Annotated in this window: 22 protein-coding genes; 19 read left to right on the top strand and 3 right to left on the bottom strand. The window is 36.2% G+C overall.

Going from position 1 to position 19,913, the window contains the following annotated elements; genetic code table 11:
- Positions 1 to 17 precede the first annotated feature (17 nt).
- From gcvH to GJU43_RS10610, 12 genes are all read left to right on the top strand, one after another.
- Positions 18 to 398, top strand: a complete 381-nt coding sequence (gcvH, locus tag GJU43_RS10665; RefSeq protein ID WP_154340744.1) for a glycine cleavage system protein GcvH — start codon at positions 18 to 20, stop codon at positions 396 to 398.
- Positions 391 to 774 (top strand): VanZ family protein, encoded by a 384-nt coding sequence (locus GJU43_RS10660; protein ID WP_370455582.1) that lies wholly within the window; start codon positions 391 to 393, stop codon positions 772 to 774. The genes gcvH and GJU43_RS10660 overlap by 8 nt, the downstream gene beginning before the upstream one ends.
- 118 nt (positions 775 to 892) lie before the next feature.
- On the top strand, positions 893 to 1,636 hold the full coding sequence (gene deoC, locus GJU43_RS10655; protein WP_154340743.1) for a deoxyribose-phosphate aldolase: 744 nt from the start codon (positions 893 to 895) through the stop codon (positions 1,634 to 1,636).
- Positions 1,637 to 3,775, top strand: coding sequence for a gliding motility protein RemB (locus GJU43_RS10650; protein WP_229655037.1), 2,139 nt, complete (start codon positions 1,637 to 1,639; stop codon positions 3,773 to 3,775).
- 158 nt (positions 3,776 to 3,933) lie between these two features.
- The gene (gene cyoE, locus GJU43_RS10645; protein ID WP_154340742.1) at positions 3,934 to 4,836 is read left to right on the top strand and encodes a heme o synthase; all 903 of its coding nucleotides are present in this window, start codon (positions 3,934 to 3,936) and stop codon (positions 4,834 to 4,836) included.
- Between the two features lie 2 nt (positions 4,837 to 4,838).
- Entirely contained in the window at positions 4,839 to 5,426 is a 588-nt protein-coding gene (locus GJU43_RS10640) for a cytochrome c oxidase subunit 3 (protein WP_154340741.1), read from the top strand.
- Between the two features lie 42 nt (positions 5,427 to 5,468).
- Positions 5,469 to 6,452 carry a cytochrome c oxidase subunit 3 gene (locus tag GJU43_RS10635; RefSeq protein ID WP_154340740.1) on the top strand — a complete coding sequence of 328 codons (984 nt, stop codon included), beginning with the start codon at positions 5,469 to 5,471 and terminating at the stop codon, positions 6,450 to 6,452.
- Positions 6,453 to 6,470: 18 nt separating this feature from the next.
- A complete protein-coding gene (locus GJU43_RS10630) occupies positions 6,471 to 6,821 on the top strand; it encodes a cytochrome C oxidase subunit IV family protein (RefSeq protein WP_154340739.1) in 351 nt (116 codons plus the stop codon).
- A gap of 78 nt (positions 6,822 to 6,899) precedes the next feature.
- The gene (locus tag GJU43_RS10625; RefSeq protein ID WP_154340738.1) at positions 6,900 to 7,541 is read left to right on the top strand and encodes a hypothetical protein; all 642 of its coding nucleotides are present in this window, start codon (positions 6,900 to 6,902) and stop codon (positions 7,539 to 7,541) included.
- A gap of 12 nt (positions 7,542 to 7,553) precedes the next feature.
- Complete coding sequence (locus GJU43_RS10620; protein ID WP_154340737.1) at positions 7,554 to 8,243, top strand: SCO family protein; 690 nt, start codon at positions 7,554 to 7,556, stop codon at positions 8,241 to 8,243.
- 1 nt (position 8,244) lies between these two features.
- The gene (locus GJU43_RS10615) at positions 8,245 to 8,784 is read left to right on the top strand and encodes a DUF420 domain-containing protein (RefSeq protein WP_154340736.1); all 540 of its coding nucleotides are present in this window, start codon (positions 8,245 to 8,247) and stop codon (positions 8,782 to 8,784) included.
- Positions 8,777 to 9,076 (top strand): hypothetical protein, encoded by a 300-nt coding sequence (locus GJU43_RS10610; RefSeq protein WP_154340735.1) that lies wholly within the window; start codon positions 8,777 to 8,779, stop codon positions 9,074 to 9,076. Before GJU43_RS10615 ends, GJU43_RS10610 begins: the two co-directional genes overlap by 8 nt.
- Before the next feature lie 23 nt (positions 9,077 to 9,099).
- Here the strand turns inward: GJU43_RS10610 and GJU43_RS10605 are convergent, their stop codons facing one another.
- Entirely contained in the window at positions 9,100 to 10,506 is a 1,407-nt protein-coding gene (locus GJU43_RS10605) for a DUF4403 family protein (RefSeq protein WP_154340757.1), read from the bottom strand.
- 175 nt (positions 10,507 to 10,681) lie between these two features.
- Here GJU43_RS10605 and GJU43_RS10600 point away from each other — a divergent pair, with 175 nt between their 5' ends.
- The 7 genes from GJU43_RS10600 (at position 10,682) to tsaB (ending at position 18,521) form a co-directional block, all read left to right on the top strand.
- Entirely contained in the window at positions 10,682 to 11,383 is a 702-nt protein-coding gene (locus GJU43_RS10600) for an ABC transporter ATP-binding protein (RefSeq protein WP_154340734.1), read from the top strand.
- Positions 11,376 to 12,620 (top strand): ABC transporter permease, encoded by a 1,245-nt coding sequence (locus GJU43_RS10595; RefSeq protein WP_154340733.1) that lies wholly within the window; start codon positions 11,376 to 11,378, stop codon positions 12,618 to 12,620. Before GJU43_RS10600 ends, GJU43_RS10595 begins: the two co-directional genes overlap by 8 nt.
- A 2-nt stretch (positions 12,621 to 12,622) precedes the next feature.
- Positions 12,623 to 13,888 carry an ABC transporter permease gene (locus GJU43_RS10590; RefSeq protein WP_154340732.1) on the top strand — a complete coding sequence of 422 codons (1,266 nt, stop codon included), beginning with the start codon at positions 12,623 to 12,625 and terminating at the stop codon, positions 13,886 to 13,888.
- Between the two features lie 39 nt (positions 13,889 to 13,927).
- Positions 13,928 to 15,043 (top strand): efflux RND transporter periplasmic adaptor subunit, encoded by a 1,116-nt coding sequence (locus GJU43_RS10585; RefSeq protein WP_154340731.1) that lies wholly within the window; start codon positions 13,928 to 13,930, stop codon positions 15,041 to 15,043.
- Between the two features lie 80 nt (positions 15,044 to 15,123).
- Positions 15,124 to 16,506, top strand: coding sequence for a TolC family protein (locus GJU43_RS10580; RefSeq protein ID WP_154340730.1), 1,383 nt, complete (start codon positions 15,124 to 15,126; stop codon positions 16,504 to 16,506).
- A gap of 6 nt (positions 16,507 to 16,512) precedes the next feature.
- Complete coding sequence (locus GJU43_RS10575) at positions 16,513 to 17,805, top strand: efflux RND transporter periplasmic adaptor subunit (RefSeq protein ID WP_154340729.1); 1,293 nt, start codon at positions 16,513 to 16,515, stop codon at positions 17,803 to 17,805.
- A 41-nt stretch (positions 17,806 to 17,846) separates the two neighbouring features.
- Positions 17,847 to 18,521 carry a tRNA (adenosine(37)-N6)-threonylcarbamoyltransferase complex dimerization subunit type 1 TsaB gene (gene tsaB, locus GJU43_RS10570; RefSeq protein WP_154340728.1) on the top strand — a complete coding sequence of 225 codons (675 nt, stop codon included), beginning with the start codon at positions 17,847 to 17,849 and terminating at the stop codon, positions 18,519 to 18,521.
- A gap of 10 nt (positions 18,522 to 18,531) precedes the next feature.
- Here tsaB and GJU43_RS10565 read toward each other — a convergent pair whose 3' ends face one another.
- Positions 18,532 to 19,344 (bottom strand): mechanosensitive ion channel family protein, encoded by an 813-nt coding sequence (locus GJU43_RS10565; RefSeq protein ID WP_154340727.1) that lies wholly within the window; start codon positions 19,342 to 19,344, stop codon positions 18,532 to 18,534.
- 91 nt (positions 19,345 to 19,435) lie between these two features.
- Positions 19,436 to 19,840: a YtxH domain-containing protein gene (locus GJU43_RS10560; protein ID WP_154340726.1), complete on the bottom strand. Its 405-nt coding sequence runs from the start codon at positions 19,838 to 19,840 to the stop codon at positions 19,436 to 19,438.
- Positions 19,841 to 19,913: the final 73 nt, after the last annotated feature.

Raw genomic sequence — 19,913 nt, 5'->3', positions numbered from 1 at the left:
TTTCAAACACAACTATTATGAGCATACCAGCAAATTTAAAGTACACAAAAGATCACGAATGGGTTAGCATCGAAGGAGACGTTGCCACTGTAGGAATTACTCATTTTGCTCAAAAAGAGTTAGGAGACATCGTGTATGTTGAAGTAGAAACTTTAGATCAGACACTTGATAAAGATGAGGTTTTTGGAACTGTTGAAGCTGTAAAAACAGTTTCTGATTTGTTCTTGCCATTGACGGGAGAAATTATCGCTTTTAATGATAGTTTGGAAAGTGCGCCTGAAACGGTAAACTCTGATCCTTACGGAGCGGGATGGATGATCAAAGTAAAAATTGCTGATGCAGCAGAAATTGATTCTCTTTTGTCTGATGAAGCTTATAAAGAACTAATAGGTGCCTAAACAGCTATTACTCTGCTGGGCAATACTCTGCTCGGGAATTATAACCTATTTCTGTCTGACAGATTCCAGTAATATACCGGCAGTAAGTTTTCCAAACATAGATAAAATTGTACATTTCTGTTTTCATTTTGGATTTACAATTTCGTGGATTTTGTTTTTCAAAAAAGAATTAAAAGGAAAGGAAGCAGATGATTTTAAAGCCTATCTGGTTGCGTTTATATTTTCGGTTTTTTTCGGAATTACAATAGAAATTCTTCAGAGTGTTTTTACGACCACCAGAGCAGCAGATGTAACAGATATTTTAGCCAATACAATTGGGGGTACAACCGCCATTTTTACGGCAATAGCTTTCAAAAAGCAAATCGATAAAATATAAGAAAATAAAGACCCGCTTCGGTGGGTTTTTTGTTGCCTGAAAATCAAGCGCCATAAACAGTATTTTTTTATAAATTTTAAATGTATTTTTGTCGCTGGTTCCCTGTAATTTCAAAATCATGAATGTTAAGCAATATCTGGATGCTACTTACTTAAAAACTGCTTCGCAAGCCGGGCTTTCTGAAGCTGAAAATCTTGTGGTGGTGAAAGAGGCGATTGCTGAGGCAATTACCGAAGGTTTTAAGCTGATTATGATTCGCCCTGACTATGTTGCTTTGGCGAAGGAAATGATTAGTAAGGCCAATTCGACTTTGCTTATTGGTACCGTTATTGATTTTCCGGAAGGCAAATCAAATCTGGAAACCAAAATAAAAGAAGCCAACGAAGCGATTGAAAATGGAGCCGATGACCTGGATTTTGTCTGCAATTACGAAGCTTTTAAAAACGGCGACACTGCTTTGGTAAAAGAAGAAATTCTGATCGGAACGCAAATCGGACTGGCCCATAATAAAACCGTAAAATGGATTATTGAAGTTGCCGCTTTGAGTGATAAAGAAATTATTCAGCTTTCTGCTTTGATAAAGAATATTGTCATATCAAATTTTAAAGAAGAAAATTATAGTGCTGTTTTCGTAAAATCGTCAACCGGATTTTTTAAGACAAAAGATAATTTGCCAAATGGAGCAACGATCCCCACTATTATTATGATGTTGGAAAATGCATCACCTTTACCGGTAAAAGCTGCGGGCGGAGTGCGATCTTATGATGAAGCAATAGAAATGATCCGTTTAGGTGTTAAACGCATCGGAACTTCCGCAGCAAAGGCAATTGCTAACGGAGAAAATACCTCAAATCAATATTAAATGAAAACCCAAACCTACTTGAATAAGATTTTTTTATCTTTTATTCTTACCTTATCAACCTTATTTGCCTTTTCGCAGGAAAATAATAATTCCTCAATTGCGCCCGGTTTTACCTCAGAACAATTTCCTGTTTTTCCTAATTGTGAAAATTTGCAGTCCAAAAAACTGGAAAATTGTTTTTATAAAGAAGTTCAGGATTTTGTCTTTCATAATTTTGAAGTTCCTCAGCATCTGAAACAGTCAGATTATAAAGGAGAAGTGAAAGTTCTTTTTGAAGTGGATGTAAAAGGAGAATTCAAAGTCATTTATGTAAATGCAATGGACGAATCACTGGTACAGGAATCCAAACGTGTTTTTGGTAAGTTTCCCAAAATAAAACCATCTACTTATAATGGAAACCCAACGTTTTCAAAATATACCATCACGATAAGCATCCCCTTAAAAAGTGCGGATCAGATTGCAGAAGAAGCACTGGCGGCAGCTCAGCTCTTAAAACCAGTAGAGAAACCAATGACGGAACTGGATAGTATTGTATATAAAAAATACAATAACCCGGAATTCGAAAGTCATCTGAATATCCCATTTTCTCACAGTTATTATGCACAGTTTGACGGTGCCATGAATCAGGTAGGCAGTAACAATCATACCGCTTCAAAACCGTATACGTATGAGGAAGTTTCAAAATACTACAATTTAAAAGCCGTAAATGAATCCCTTCAGAAAAAGACATCAGGCTGGTTAGGAAGGAAATTCTGGAATGAGAACATGGTTCAGATTCAGGGAGAAGATTATTGGCTGGCTTTGAATCCTATTCTTGATCTGCAAGTGGGTAAAGCATCAGATATCGATCCTTCCACTTATGTAAATACACGTGCACTGAATTTCAGGGGAGGTTTAGGAAAGCAGATTAATTTTACCACTACAATCTTTGAAAGCCAGGGACGCTTTGCAGGTTATTTTAATGATTATGCAGAGTCTATCAAGCCATCAGGAGGAAATCCTGCCATTGTTCCTGGAGTTGGAATTGCCAAACGATTTAAAACGGATGCTTACGATTTTCCTTTAGCAGAGGCCAATATTACCTATGCTCCAAGCAAGTTTTTTGATTTGCAGTTAGGATATGGCCGAAATTTTATCGGAGACGGATATCGTTCACTGATTGAAGGAGACGGAGCGAGTCCGTATCCGTATTTCAAAATTAATACGAAATTCTGGAAAATTAAATACACCAACACCTATATGTGGCTTAAGGATGTTCGTCCTGATGTAACAGTGGAGAAAACCTATGCTACAAAATTTATGGCCAATCACTATTTGAGCTGGAATGTGTCGAATAAACTGAATTTGGGCTTTTTTGAATCGGTTGTCTGGACAGATACCAACAACAGGGGGTTTGATGTCAATTTCATCAATCCGATTATTTTTTATCGAACGGTTGAATTTACATCTTCTTCCAAAAGTGGTAACGCGCTTTTGGCAATTACTTCAAAATACAAGTGGAACAATCAGGTCAGTCTATATGGCCAGCTTTTGATTGACGAGTTTTCATTCGGAGATATAAAAGCGGGCGATAACAGCTGGAGAAATAAAATCGGATATCAGATTGGCGGCAAGTATTTTAATGCCTTTAAGGTGAAAGATTTATTGTTGCAGGTGGAGTACAATCATGTACGTCCATACGTGTATTCACATAGCGCGGCGATTACCAATTATGCTCATAATAATCAGAGCATGGGGCATCAATGGGGCGGAAATTTTGAAGAACTTGTGGCAATCGGACGTTATCATAAGGGGCGTTATTATGCAGACGCCAAATTTACAGTGGGTACCAGAGGCCTGGATTTTGATACGGCAGAGGATGGCTTTAATTACGGAGGAAATATCTATAAAAGTTATGACGAAAAACGTCCGTATGACAAGGGCGTAAAAGTAGGTCAGGGTAATAAGACCAGTATTTTTATTGCAGATGTTCAGGCAGGTTATTTAATTAACCCAATGACTAACCTAAAATTTTTCGGAAGTTTTATTTACAGGAATTTTGATCCTACTCAGGAAACGGCAGCTACTTTTAAACAAAGTACCACCTGGTTTACCATAGGACTGCGTTCTGATATTTTTAATATGTATTTTGATTACTAGGATATTTAATAAGATTTTTCGAAATGATTGTGTTAAAAATCGGCAAGTCCTTATTTTGTAAAGGTTTTATTGAAAAAAATCTAATTTTATAGGTTCTGTTTCTATAATCAATTTGTACCTTTGCACCACTCAAAAAAAATATTCAAACAATTACCATATTGAGCGCTACTAAAAATACAATTTCATTAAAATCAATATTTCTGGATTTCAAGGAAATCACTAAAGCCGGTTTAGCCATTAGTGTTTTGTTTTCGTCTATTGCAGGATATTTGTTAGGTGTAAATGCGGATCACCCCTTTAGCTGGAGTGTGCTGGCAGTACTGTCAATCGGTGGTTATTGTATGGTTGGTGCTTCAAATGCTTTTAATCAGGTAATTGAAAAAGATATCGATTCGCTGATGGATCGTACCAAAAACCGCCCGGTTCCTTCGGGGCGCATGTCTTCGCGAATGGCTTTGGCTTTAGCGATTTTGCTTACCATAATTGGGATATCTTTACTTTATACCATAAATGCGAAATCGGCAATGTTTGCCGCGATTTCAATTTTTTTATACACAAGCCTGTATACGCCTTTAAAAACGGTAACTTCGTTATCTGTTTTTGTTGGGGCTTTTCCGGGTGCAATTCCTTTTATGTTAGGATGGGTTGCCGCGACAGGAGACTTTGGTATAGAAGCAGGAACATTATTTTTGATTCAGTTTTTCTGGCAATTTCCTCATTTTTGGGCAATCGGCTGGTTTTTATATGAAGATTACGAGAAAGCAGGTATCTTTATGCTTCCCACGGGAAAAAAAGATAAAGGAACCGCTATGCAGATTATGTTGTATACCATTTGGCTGATAATTGCCTCCTTATTACCGGTTTTAGGGTATACCGGACAATTGTTTCTTACGCCAATTGCTGCGGTTTTAGTGTTTTTGCTGGGATTATGGATGTTGTTTTATGCCGTTCGCCTGTATCAGCTTCAAACCGCAAAAGCTGCGAGAACACTGATGTTGGTTAGCGTGTCGTATATTTCATTATTACAAATTGTATATATAGTAGATAAATTTTTAAGATAGTTATGGAAATGACAATGAAAATAAGCGAAGAACAGGCAACGAAAGCAAAATCGGCAAAACTGATTTTGTTGTTCGCGATGGTCAGTATGACCATGATGTTTGCAGGGCTTACAAGTTCCTTTGTGGTAAGTAAATCCAGAGCAGACTGGTTGAAGAATTTCGAACTGCCATCAGCATTTTATTACAGTACGGTGGTGATTATGGCATGCAGTGTGACTTTTTATCTGGCTAAAAGAGCTATTAAGAAAGATAACAGAAGTGCCACTACAGCATTACTTTTAGGAACATTGGCTTTAGGGATTTTATTTGTAGTTTTACAATTCGTCGGGTTTGGGCAAATCGTAAAAAGCGGTTATTATTTTACAGGAGAAGGTAGTTCGATTACTACAACATTTCTTTACGTGGTAACGGTTACGCACTTATTACACTTGGCCGGAGGGTTAATTTCACTTTTAATTATAATTTATAATCATTTTAAACAAAAATACAATTCGACTCAAACTCTTGGTATAGAACTAGGTGCGATGTATTGGCACTTTTTGGATTTATTATGGGTATATTTATTTTTATTTTTATATTTCTTTAAATAAGAAAAAAACGTAAATTTGGGAACTTTTTAACGAATATCTTTTATGGAAGCGACAGTTACTACTGCAAATAACGAAGAAAAAACTTGGGGAGGCGGAGATATCCAGCCATTAGGAGCAAGTTATGGTAAAATGATGATGTGGTTTTTTATCGTATCTGATGCCCTGACATTCTCTGGATTCCTTGCTGCTTATGGTTTTTCTAGATTTAAATTTATTGAAACATGGCCTTTGGCTGATGAAGTGTTTACTCACTTCCCATTTTTGCACGGTGTTCCGGCTCCGATGTATTATGTAGCCTTAATGACTTTTATTTTGATTTTCTCGTCTGTAACGATGGTTTTGGCTGTTGATGCAGGTCATCAATTGAAAAAAACGAAAGTTGCAATTTACATGTTCCTGACTATTATTGGAGGTATCATCTTCGTTGGCTCACAAGCCTGGGAGTGGAAAAACTTCATTAAAGGAGAATATGGTGCAGTAGAAACAAAAGGAGGAAGCCTGTTGCAGTTTGTGGACAAAGAAGGTAAAAGAGTAGCTCTTGAAGAGTTCGCTGTAAAATTACCGGAACAAAGAGTAGCCCTTACAAGAGCAGAAGGTATGTGGTTTATGGAAGATGCCGAGTCAACACCAACTTATTCAGTTGCTGAAATTCAGGCAGGTTTCAAAGCACACCCTGATTTGTTAATCAGAACAGAACATCTTACTTCGGCAAAGAAAAAAACAGTTTTGACAAGAGCAGAATCTGAATCTCGTCTAAACGATGCAAAATATGTAGTAGAAGGAGCAAACTTAACCAGAAACGAGTACGGAAGTAAATTATTTGCTGATTTCTTTTTCTTTATTACGGGATTCCACGGATTCCACGTATTTTCAGGAATCATTATTAACATCATTATTTTCTTTAATGTGTTATTAGGTACTTATGAAAAGAGAAGAAGCTATGAAATGGTAGAGAAAGTGGGGTTATACTGGCACTTTGTCGATTTAGTTTGGGTATTTGTATTTACAGTTTTCTACTTAGTTTAATTTTAGATTTTAATTATTATGTCACACGAGCACGTATCAAATACAAAAAGAATCTGGTTTGTTTTTGCATTATTGTCTGCAGTAACTACAGTAGAAGTAATTTTGGGTATTATCAAGCCCGGAGTTTTAGAATTTAATCATTTTTTAGGTTTGAATTTATTGAATTGGATATTTTATATCCTGACAATATTCAAAGCATATTATATTGTATGGGCATTCATGCACATGGAAGGTGAAAAAAGCAGCCTTAGATGGTCTGTGGTATCACCAGTTATTTTCCTGGTATTATATTTATTGTTTATTCTGTTAACAGAAGGACATTATATTTATGGGGTTTTTAAAGATTCTACTATTAAATGGAATTTTTAACATGATATTAATTCGAAAAGAGGCTCCGTTTAACGGAGCTTTTTTTATTTTTGTACCTCAATAACTTCTACCGAAATAATGAAAAAAAATATCGTTCTCTTCGTACTTTTTGTTTTACCCATTGTTGCCTATTTGTTTTTTGCATCCGGAGTAAATAGTTTTACTAAACTTCCTGTCATAACGCCTAAGGTTGCTGATTTTGGGAATTGGAAATCATTAGATGGTAAAAAAGTATCCCTGGATAAAAAGATAACGGTTTTAGGTTTTTCAGGCTCCGATCTTCTGAGCAGACGTGGTAATTACTTCAATTTAAATGAAAAGATTTATAAGCGCTATCATGGTTTTGAAGATCTTCAGTTTGTGGTGCTTTGTCCGTTAGGAACAGAGAAAGAAGCTCAGAAATTGGTAGACGCACTGAAACCCTTTACAGATGTGTCTGGATGGAATTTTATTTTCGCTTCACCTGATGAAATCAAAACATTTTATAAGCAGCTAAATTTAAAAGGAAAGCTGAAAGATGATTTGGGAACTTCGTATGTATATATCATTGACAAAGAAAGAAATTTAAGAGGCAGAAAAGAGAAGAAGGACTATAAGGAAGGTTATGATACTTTTCATCCGTCTGAATTAAGCAATGAGATGCTGGATGATTTCAAAATTATTCTGTATGAATATCGTGCTGCCCTTAAAAAGAACCATAATGCGACTAAACAACTTTAAATTTCAATTATAATGTTTAAAAACAAATCATATATCGGAATTTCATTTATCATTTTAATCTTCGGGATTTACGCTGTTCCAAAAATTGTAGACAGGGTGAAAAATGGAGAAGTGGTAAAGGGAAACCGTCTGGATAATGTTGGTCTGAAAAGTTCAAAATCAGATTCTAAATTGCTTACAATCGGTCCGGCACCAAAATTTGAATTAACAAATCAGGATAATCTTAAAATCTCTAATGAAACCTATAAAGGAAAAGTATACGTTTTGGAGTTTTTCTTTACTACTTGTCCTTCTATTTGCCCAAAGATGAATTTGAGCATGCTGGAAATTGAAAAAACTTTTTTTGGAAATCCGAATTTCGGAATCGTATCCATTACGATCGATCCGGGACATGATACACCACAGATTCTGAAAGACCATGCTAAATTATTAGGCGTAAAATCGTCCAATTGGAATTTCCTGACGGGTGATAAAGCTACCATCATGGATTTATCCAACAAAGGATTTAATCTGTACGCCGGAGAGAATGCTAAAGTTAACGGTGGTTTTGAGCATTCCGGCTTGTTTGCTTTGATCGATAAAGATGGAAATATTCGTTGCCGTAAAGATGATTTCGGAAATCCGATTTTGTATTACGATGGGTTAGATAAAAAAGGAGTTAGAGATATTCAGGAAGACATTAAAATATTATTAGCAGAATAAAATGGAAGATCAGTCATTAGAAAAAAAGTTTAGCAAATTTATCGTTGCAGTATCCATTGTGATTCCGCTTGTAGTTGCTATTTTATTTGGGGTTAAATTAAAAGATTTGGGAATACATGTAGAACCTCTTTCGTTTCTGCCTCCCATTTACGCTGCTACAAATGGCCTTACAGCTGTTGTTTTGGTTTGGGCGGTATTAGCTATAAAAAAAGGAAAACGTAAGCTTCACGAGTGCCTTATGACTTTTGCCATTGCATTGTCGGTTGCATTTCTGGTAATGTATGTGGCGTACCACATGACTTCTGAATCTACTAAATTTGGTGGTGAAGGCATAATACGTTATGTATATTTCTTTATATTAATTACTCATATTTTACTGTCTGTTGCAATCATTCCACTGGTATTGATTTCTTATGTAAGAGCGTTGTCCAAGAGTTTTGACAGACATAAAAAAATAGCTAAAATAACATTTCCACTCTGGTTGTACGTTGCGGTAACCGGTGTTGTGGTATATTTAATGATATCTCCTTATTATGTTTAAAATCAAAAATCGAATAAAGAATAAAGAAAATAGAATAGAAAATAGAAGTAGATTCGTTAATTTTTTCTCAACGAAATGCTTCTATGTTCTTTTTTCTATTTTCTTTTCTATGAGCGCAAACGCCCAATGCGCGATGTGTCGTGCGGCGCTTGCGGGAGATTCAAATGTAAAAAAGGCGGAAGCTGTAAATAATGGTATCGTTTACCTAATGGTAATTCCTTATTTACTCGTTGGTGTAATTGGAATTCTGATTTACAGAATGTACCGGTCAAAAAAGAAAAAGGCAGAATAAATGTTCTGCCTTTTTTTTGTGCTTTATTTTAATCCGTCAACCGATACGTTTACCGTTCCGTTTATTTTGATAAAAGCGATAATTGCCTGATTGGTGAGCTGAATTTTATCAAATTGAATATCTTCCATTTTTCCGTTTACAAATACCCCAGGCATAGGAGAGTAGTTTTTAAGATAGGCGGCCATGCTTTTCTTCCCTTCTTCTAAATTAGGCTGTATAGAATAACGACAGCTTGCCTCCATTTTTCTTAAGATCAATCCCTGGGCCAGCCAGCTTGCGGTGCGCATTAATTTGCTTTTAGTGTCTAATACGTAATCGAGTTTGTCAAAATATATTTCTTTGGTTTGTGGGTTGTATTGTGGAAATCCGTTCAGATAAATGGTTCCGTTTATAGATCCTAAAACATCCAGGGCAATGACCATTTTGTCGTTTTTATGCCAGATACTCACATTTTTTACCGTAATCTTTTTGCTTCCTGATCCAAATTCCTGACCCGCAAAATTTTTGGTCATGATTTTAGAAGCATCCATATAAGTTGAAATGGCAGCAATATTGGCAGAAATCTGATTTGGAATTTTAGCTACAGGTTTCAGAACAATTTTGCTGGCGCTAAATTTAGATTCGGGCTGTTTGCCTACAATAGTTTCCATGTTGCATTTCATTCCCATGTCCAGCACAAACTGATCGTTTTTAAGTTTGGCATTGGTAGAATAAACTTCAATCGGAACAATTCGTAACCAGCTTTCGTAGGTGTCACTCATCTGAAAAGGCGTACAGATCTTTTCCAGTGCAGACAAAACATTCGGTTTAAAATCCATTGATTTCTCGATGGCATCATCTATGCTTTTTTCAATTTTGGATTTAAAAATGGAAATGGCCGGATTTACTAAATACGTTATAGGGAGACTTTTTCCAAAAACCATCATCGTAGGACTCTCATTCCAGTCCAGGGATTTGAATTCGGTTTTGGTGTTTAATTTCCAGTTGGTCAGGGCTACTTCACTCGATAGCGTAATTACTCCGTTCAAATTAAATTCACGGACATCGTAAAGTTCAACACCCAGTTTTTTGGTGCCGATCCTGTATTTTACAGTTGCTTTCAGAGGCAGGACCGTTTTTATCTTTTTATCCGGGTTGGCAGGGTCATTTTGAATTTTTATAGGAGCCAGTTTCCAGATTTTCATTTCAATATCATCATCCTCGATAGTGTTGTCTTCATAAATTAAACCATTTAAAATCGAATTGGTCTGGTTTTCAATATCGTGAAGTTTAACTGTAATCGGTAAATTTATAAAGGATGGATTGTTATCGTAAACCAGCGGACTTGCATCGTCGGGCTCTGGTTTTAAAGTTTCTAATTTTTGAGAAGTAGAGCAGCTTGTAAGAGCTGTAAGTGCTGTAAATAAGGAGATAAGTGAAAAAAACTTCATCATTACGATTTTTTTTGTTGCTGCAAAATTAAGAAAAGAATTATATTATCTTAAAAAGTGTAACAATTGATAAGGAATTGAGTCTTATTGTAATAACTAAACGGAATTATTAACGTTTTCTTATGGTAAATTACTTATAAAAAATGTTATTATTGTTTTTAAATTTAACAATACCATGATCGAAATCAAAGATTTGCACAAGTCCTATAAAATGGGAAGTTCAGAATTACATGTGCTGAAGGGGATTAATTTTAATATCGCAGAAGGGGAACTGGTAGCGATTATGGGTTCTTCGGGATCCGGAAAATCTACTCTTCTTAATATTTTGGGAATTCTTGATGAGGCCGATGCCGGTAGTTATATTTTAGATAAAACACCCATAAAAAACCTGAACGAAACGATTGCTTCAAAATACCGTAACAAGTTTTTAGGGTTCGTTTTTCAGTCTTTCAATTTAATCAATTACAAAACTGCGCTCGACAACGTTGCGATGCCCTTGTATTATCAGGGTATCAAAAGAAAAGAACGTTATGATATAGCAATGAAATATTTGGAAAAAGTGGGTTTGGGATCGCATTCACACCACTTGCCCAATGAACTTTCCGGAGGTCAGAAACAACGTGTTGCAATCGCAAGAGCATTGGCTTCTAATCCAAAAGTTTTGCTGGCAGATGAACCTACGGGTGCCTTAGATACCAAAACTTCCTACGAAGTCATGGAACTTATTCAGGGAATTAACGATGAAGGAAAAACAATCCTGATTGTTACCCATGAGCCGGATATTGCCGCAATGTGCAAAAGAAACGTAGTCCTGAAAGACGGATTAATCATCGACGATAAAATGGTAGAACAAGTTAGAGCTACATCTTATGTTTAATATTGAACGCTGGCAGGAAATATTTGAAGCCATTTCAAAAAACAGGTTAAGAACTTTTCTGACCGGAATTTCTGTGGCTTCGGGGATTTTTATCCTGGTGATATTGCTGGGTGCCGGTAAGGGACTTCAGAACGGGATTGAAAAACAATTCGAACGTGATGCCGCCGGAATTATCGAGGTTTGGTCCGGTACCACTACAAAAGAATACAAAGGTTTAAATCCGGGAAGACAAATTCAGTATCGGGATGCTGATTATAAACAATCGGTTCAGAAATTTGATGACAAATTAGATTTAAGAGCATCAACTTATAATTATTGGGGAGCACCATTTTCGTACGGAAAAGAATCAGGAAGTTATCAATACAGGGGAGTTACTCCGGATTATGGCAAAGTTGAAAATTTAACTATAGTTCAGGGCCGATATATAAATAGTAATGATTTGGCCAATAATGAAAAAGTGGCCTGTATTGGAATGAAAGTTAAAACAGATTTGTTTAAGGATAAAGATGCTTTAGGCAAGGAAATCATAATCAATGGCATCAATTTTAAAGTAGTTGGAATTTTTACAGATCCCGGAGGAGAAAGAGAGGAAACAAGAGCCTACTTACCTTTAACGACTGTACAAAGGGCTTTTGGGAATGGAGATAAAATCAGTAATCTGTTCTTTACAATGAAAAAAACAGATAATTATGACGAAGCTTTAGCCCAGTCTGAAAAATTCACAAAAGATCTAAAGGATTTGCTAAAAAGCAGAAATACAGTGGCACCTGATGATGATGGCGGTGTTGGAGTTTATAATTCTGTTAAGGATGCCAAGCAATTTTATGATTTAAATCTCTATATCAGATTGTTTTTCTGGTGGGTTGGTATTTGTACCATTATTGCCGGCGTTGTAGGGGTAAGCAATATTATGCTGATTATAGTGAAAGAAAGAACAAAAGAAATCGGAATTAGAAAAGCCCTCGGAGCTTCTCCGTTTTCTATTATTTCGATGATCTTGCACGAGTCCATTTTTATAACCACAATTGCTGGTTTTGTTGGGTTGCTGGCAAGTTTATTATTGCTGGAATTTGTTGGGCCAATGGTGCAGAGTGAATATTTTCAAAATCCTGAAGTCGATTTTAGTGTGGCTTTAACCACGCTTGTTTTACTGGTATTTGCAGGAGCACTTGCCGGATTTTTCCCGGCTTACAGAGCAGCCAAAATTAAACCTATTGTAGCACTTAGAGACGAATAATTATGTTTAAAAAAGATAATTGGGACGAAATTTTACAGGCTTTAACAGCCAATGTTTTCAGAACGGTTCTAACTGCTTTTGGTGTATTTTGGGGAATATTTATTCTTGTAATATTACTTGCTGCGGGCAATGGACTGGAAAATGGAATTAAAAAAGGGTTTGACGGAATTGCCACGAATACCATGTTTATGTGGAGCCAGACTACCTCAAAAGCATATAAAGGATTGCCTAAAACACGCCGATATGATTTTAGAAATAGCGATGTAGCGGCTTTAAAGGCATCATTTCCGGATTTGTTGTATGTTTCGCCACGCAATCAGCTGGGAGATTTTAATGGAACAAATAATGTCGTACGCGGAACAAAAACTTCTTCTTTTACCATTTATGGCGATTATCCCGAGTTGATTAAACAACAGCCCATGGATATTATTACGGGACGTTTTATAAACCAACAGGATATTAATGAGAGAAGAAAAATTGCTGTAATTGGAAAAGGAGTTATCAGCGAACTTTACGGAAAAGAAGAAGAAGCAATCGGAACGTATATAAAAATAAATGGCATTAATTTTATGGTTGTAGGGGTTTATCACTCTAAACAACAGGGAGGAAATGCAGAACAGGAACAAAAGAATATATTTACTCCATTTACCACTTTTCAGCAAGCTTTTAATTATGGGGATAAAGTAGGGTGGATGGCGCTAACGGCAAAAGACGAAACATCTATAACATCTTTAAAGCCAAAAATTTTAGAATTAATCAAATCGCTTCATTCTGTAAATCCAACAGATGACAGGGCTGTCGGAAATTTTGATTTATACGAACAGTTTAACAAAGTGCAGAGTTTATTTAGTATTCTTAATATTATAGCTTATTTTGTAGGAACTTTGGTATTGATTTCCGGCGTTATTGGAATTTCCAATATTATGCTTATTGTGGTTAAAGAACGTACAAAAGAAATAGGGATCCGCAGGGCATTGGGAGCGACGCCCGCTGCTATTCGGGGACAAATTCTGTCAGAAGCAATATTTCTGACCATTATTTCGGGAATGTTAGGTATTGCCGTCGCAACCGGAATTATAGCATTGCTGAATATGTTTTTAGATTCTATGCCGCCGGACAGTAACACGATGTTTTCTAACCCAAGCGTAGATTTAGGAGTTGTATTTGTAGCATTATTAATATTAGTAGGATCTGGTTTGCTGGCAGGGTTTATTCCGGCTCAGACTGCAATTAATGTAAAGCCCGTAGATGCTTTACGAACAGAATAAAATTATCAATCAAAAAATAATCGATTAAACCAAAAACAAATGAAAAAAGGAGTAACAGTAACCATTTTAATTTTTATTGCTGTAGTTTTCTTTGGCGCATTATATTATTTATACGCTAAAAATCAGGAGTCACCAATTGTCTTCCAAACTGAAAAAGCAGAAATTAAAACGATTGTAAAAAATACTATTGCCACCGGTAATATTCAGCCTGACGAAGAGGTTCTAATCAAGCCAAACATTTCGGGAATTATCGAGGAAGTGTATATCAAAGCAGGTGAAAAAATCAAGGCAGGTGATATGATTGCAAAAATCAGGGTTGTGGCCAATGTGTCTAATGTGAGCAGCACGCAAAATCAGGTGCAAACCGCTAAAATTGCTTTAGATAATCAGGAGAAAATTTACAAAAGACAAAAGACATTGTTTGATAAAGATGTTATTTCGGCAAACGATTTTGATGCCGCACAATTGGCTTATACGCAGGCAAAGCAAAATTATTCAGCAGCAAAACAAAGTCTGGATATCGTAAAGACAGGAACAACAACTTCTTTGGGGAATTATGCCAATACCTTAATTCGTTCAACGGTAAACGGAATGGTTTTAGCAGTTCCTGTAAAAGTAGGAAACCAGGTGATTGAAAGTAATAACTTTAATGAAGGAACTACCATTGCCAGTGTGGCCGATGTGGGAAGAATGATTTTTGTTGGAAAAATTGACGAATCTGAGGTTGGTAAAATCAAAGAAAGAATGCCGATTGAAATTACAGTGGGTGCCATTGAAAACAAAAAATTTGATGCCGTTTTAACCGATATCGCTCCAAAAGGGGTAGTAGAAAATGGCGCAATTCAGTTTGAAATAAAAGCTTCATTGGAAAACAGGGATGCCACTTTTATCAGAGCCGGATTAAGTGCTAACGCTTCTATTATATTAGAAAAAGCAGATAAAGTTCTGGCCATAAAAGAATCGCTGGTTCAATTTGACAAGAAAACACAAAAACCTTATGTTGAAATTGAGACTGCTCCCCAGAAATTCCAAAGAAAAGATTTAGTTTTGGGAGTGAGTGACGGAATATACGTTCAGGTGAAGAGCGGAATCAAAAATTCAGATAAAATTAAAATCTGGAATCAGGGTTTGATAACTGAAGGAGAGAAAAAATAATCCGAACGCAAAAGAGCTTTTGTAGTCTTTAAAAAATGTTAAATTTGCGTAGTATCTTTACTGCGCTTCATTCAAAATATATGAAAATAAATAAATATAATAGTCTTGTCTTTGCCTTGTTATTTGGGTTGGGTTTGTCGGCTCAAACACAGCCAAAACAATGGACTCTGGAAGAATGTGTCAGATATGCATTAGAAAATAACATAACAATCAAATTATCAGAGTTAGATGTAAAAAGCGCAGTGATAGATAAAAGAGGTGCTTTAGGCAGCTACCTTCCATCAGTAAACGGAAATGCTTCGCACTCCTGGAATATCGGTCTGAACGTTAACCCGGTTACGAACATTGCTACTACTCAAACTACTCAATATTCTTCATTAGGAGTTAACGCAGGAGTTGATATTTATAAAGGTTTGCAAAATCAAAATGCTTACAGAAGAGCGAAACTTTCTATTGTTGCATCACAGTACCAGCTGCTGAAAATGCAGGAAGATATTTCCCTGAACGTTGCAAACGCATTTTTAGAAATCCTTTTCAACAAAGAAAATTTAAAAGTAAAAAAAGAACAATTAGCTATTGATCAGAAACGTTTGCAGCGTTCTGAAGAAATGGTCAGTGCAGGAACAATTCCGCGCGGTGATTTATTTGATTTAAAAGCGACAACTGCAACGGATCAGCAGGCTATTATTGTTGCAGAAAATAGTGTGCTAATTTCCAAATTGAGTCTGGCTCAGTTGTTACAATTAAAAGAATTTGCAGACTTTGATGTCGTAGACAATACCAATGCAAAAGATGAGAATAATATCCTGGTACAAACTCCGGTTGATATCTACAATAAAGCAAAAGAGACCAGAACAGAATTAAAATTAGCACAAACTAATCTTGAAATTGCTGAAAAGAACGTTTCGATTGCAAAAGGAGCTTATCAGCCGACACTTAAAGGATTTTATCAATTTAGTACCAGTGCGAGTTATAGTGACAGAACCGGATTAGATGCAAATGGTAACCCGATTACTTTTGGCCCGGATCCCGTTTTTACCCAATTTAGCGATAATAAAGGTCATAACTTTGGATTTCAGTTAAATATTCCAATTTTTAATGGATTCTCCGCAAGAAATAATGTTGAACGAAATAAAGTAAGTTTAGAGAAATCTAAAATAGATTTAGAGCAAAAAAGTTTAGATTTGCAGCGTAATGTTTATACCGCTTTTACAGATGCAAAAGGCGCTTTAAATGCTTATGAATCTTCAACTGTAACTTTAGAGGCGAGACAACAGGCGTATAATTATGCAAAAGAAAAATACGATGTAGGTTTAATGAACTCATTTGATTTTACACAAGCACAAACGCTGTTGACCAATGCGCAATCAGACGTTATCAGAACGAAATACGATTATATTTTTAAAATTAAAATACTTGAATTCTACTTTGGAATTCCAATTATTCCAATTATCACAAAATAATTTACTATGTCAAAAAAAACAATTTATTTCTTACTGGGCGGTGCAATAGTTCTTATCGCAGTTTTAGTTGGTCTTTCGAAATCGGGAGTAATAGGAAATAAGGATGAAGGAAAAGAAGTAGAAATTTCTAAAGTAACAGCTTCAACTATTATCGAAACAGTTTCGGCAACTGGAAAAATTCAACCGGAGATTGAGGTGAAAATTGCTTCAATGGTTTCAGGAGAGATTATTGCCTTAAATGTAAAAGAAGGGCAGGTTGTTAAAAAAGGAGATCTGCTGGTTAAGATCAATCCGGATTTATATACGTCAGGACTAGACAGATCGGTAGCTAATTTAGCAGGATCTAAGGCAGGCCTTACACAATCGGAAGCCAATTTTACAGAAGCAAAAGCAAGTTATCAGAGAAATAAAACATTGTATGACAAAGGAGTAATTTCGAAATCGGACTGGGATAAAGCCATTGCCACTTTTGAAGTTGCGAAAGCCACAAAACAAAATGCTTATTATACTGTGCAGAGTGCCTCAGCCTCTGTAACCGAAGCAAAAGACAATTTGGGCCGTACCACTATTTATGCTCCGGCAGACGGAACCATTTCTGTATTGAATGTAGAATTGGGAGAACGCGTTTTGGGAACACAACAAATGGCAGGAACAGAACTTTTAAGAGTTGCGAACCTGAACAACATGGAGGTTGAAGTGGACGTAAATGAAAATGATATCGTAAAGATAAAAATCGGAGACGAAGCCAATGTTGAAGTAGATGCTTACCTGAAAAAGAAATTTAAAGGAGTTGTAACCAGTATTTCCAATTCGGCAAGTACAGCTTTAACCTCAGATCAGGTAACTAATTTTAAAGTAAAAGTTCGTATTTTAAAAGAATCGTATCAGGATTTACTGGAAGGAAAACCTGCAGCCTATTCTCCTTTCAGACCCGGAATGACTGCAACGGTAGATATCATGACACAAATCAAGAATAACGTACTGGCAGTGCCAATTAGTTCTGTTGTTGTAAAATCGGATACCGCAGCGGTGAAAGATTTTAAAGTAGAAGATCCTAATGAAGATAAAAAAGCAGCACCAAAAAGCGATAAAAAATTCGAATGTGTGTTTGTGAAATCGGGAGATAAAGCTAAAATCAGAATCATCAAAACAGGAATTCAGGACGATACCAATATAGAAGTAATGTCTGGCTTGAAAGCTGGTGATGTAGTAATTACCGGACCTTACACAACGGTTTCGAAGGACTTAAATTCCGGAGATAAGGTAAAGCTTAAAAAGGCAGATACTACTAAAAAATAATTCAGGGTTAAAATATAATTTCAACTAAAAAAATAAATACATTGTCTCTTATTCTCAATATCGAAACGGCCACGAAAAATTGTTCTGTGTCAATTGCAAAAAATGGTGAAACCATTTTGTGTAAAGAAATTGCCGAGGAAGGTTATTCGCATGCTGAAAAACTACATGTTTTTATTGAAGAAGTACTTGCGGAATCAGGAATTTCGGTACATGATTTGACGGCAATAGCCATAAGTCAGGGGCCTGGATCTTACACGGGTTTGCGAATTGGAGTTTCTGCGGCAAAAGGGTTGTGTTTTGCCTTAAATATACCATTGATCGCTGTAGATACCTTAAAGACTTTGGCTTCTCAGGCTAAAGTTTCTGCCGGAAAAATTATTCCAATGCTGGATGCCAGAAGGATGGAAGTATACAGTGCTGTTTTTAATGCCGCATTAGAAAACGAAAGACCCGTTCAGGCAGAAGTGATAGATGAAAATTCTTTTCAGGATATTACTGAAACCGTTTATTTTGTTGGCGATTGTGCCGAAAAATGCAAGCCGGTCCTGACTAAGGAAAACTTTGTTTTTTTAGAAGATATCAAATATCCTTCAGCAGCTGCAATGAGTAAAATTAGTTATGATAAATACAAAATAAGCGACACTGTAGATGTCGCTTATTTTGAACCATATTACCTGAAAGATTTTATAATGGCTACGCCGTCTAAAAAACAGTAAAATTAGTCTGCTATTTTTGAAGCGTATACGGCTGAATAGCAATTCCGGCTTCGTCTAACGCTGCTTTACAATTTTCCAGTGTCTGGGAAAAAACAACTCCGTAATTTTCGTTTTTGGCCCATGGGCGTACGGAAAACTCAATAGAACTCGCCGTTAAATTTTTAACAAAAACCTCTGGTGCCGGCTTTTTAAGGACTTTAGGATTTGTGTTTAAAACTTCCAAAAGCACTTCCTTAGCTTTTTTTATATCTGAATCGTAGGAAACAGCAAAAGTCAGATCGGCTCTTCTTTCTCCCTGCATCGAATAATTAATAATAGTTCCGTTTGATAAGGCACCGTTAGGTACAAATACAGTTTGGTTGTTCGCGGTCAGCATTTTGGTGATGAAAATCTGAATTTCGAGTACAGTTGCTATAACGCCCTGTGCCTCGATGGTATCTCCTACTTTAAAAGGTTTGAAAACGATAATTAACATTCCGCCTGCAAAATTAGAAAGGGAACCTTGCAGGGATAAACCAACGGCAAGCCCCATCGCTCCTAAAATTGCCACAAATGAAGAAGTCTCAATTCCGAGTTTCGAAATAAAAGTAACAAACAATAAAATTCGGAGTGCCCATATCAGGATGTCCGACAGGAATTTGGTTAATGTAGGGTCTAAATTTCTTTGTACCATTACCTTCGTAATGATCCTGTTTATTAATCGGATGGCATATATACCAACAAATAAAATAATAAAGGCAGAAACTAATTTAAGAGAATAATCAACTAATACGTCAGCATATTTGGTCACGTAATTGCTAACCTGATTGGGATCAATGTTCATTTTTTTTCGAATAAAAAAACCTTCTCAAAAGAGAAGGCGTATTAATGCTGCAAATATAGCTATATTTCTTTTTATAAGAAAAAATGAGTTGTTATTCCTTAGGAGGAATAGTGTCGATAATTTCGTCTGTTGCGGTCGTTGTTTCAACGTTATCTACTACGGTTTCGGGGACGATAGTTTTAGTTTCGCCGGAAACTTCGCTTGTTTTTTCTTTTACAGAATCGATTACGTCACTGATGGAATCTGAGGCTTTTTCCACATACTCACTTACAATGTCTTTTGCCTGATGCGCATATTCGGCTGCGCTGTTAAGAAGCGGTTCAGAGGCTTCTTTAGCTTTGGCAATCGTCTCCTCCGCAAAAGCCTCTGCCTTGTCAATGTAAGGAGCAGCAGCTTCTTTAGCGTGATCAAAAGTAGTTTCTGCCTGATTGGCCAAATCTGTAGCTGAATCTTTGGCTGAGCCAAATAGATTCTTAAAGAAAGAAGATAATCCCATAGTTTCTGGTTTTAGATTAGTTTATAGTACAATATTAACTATTTCTACAGAATTTATAGTGTTATAATTGGAA

This window comes from Flavobacterium sp. LC2016-23, assembly GCF_009674775.1.
In the GTDB taxonomy this organism is placed as follows: Bacteria; Bacteroidota; Bacteroidia; order Flavobacteriales; family Flavobacteriaceae; genus Flavobacterium.
This window is presented reverse-complemented; position numbering and strand designations above follow the sequence as displayed.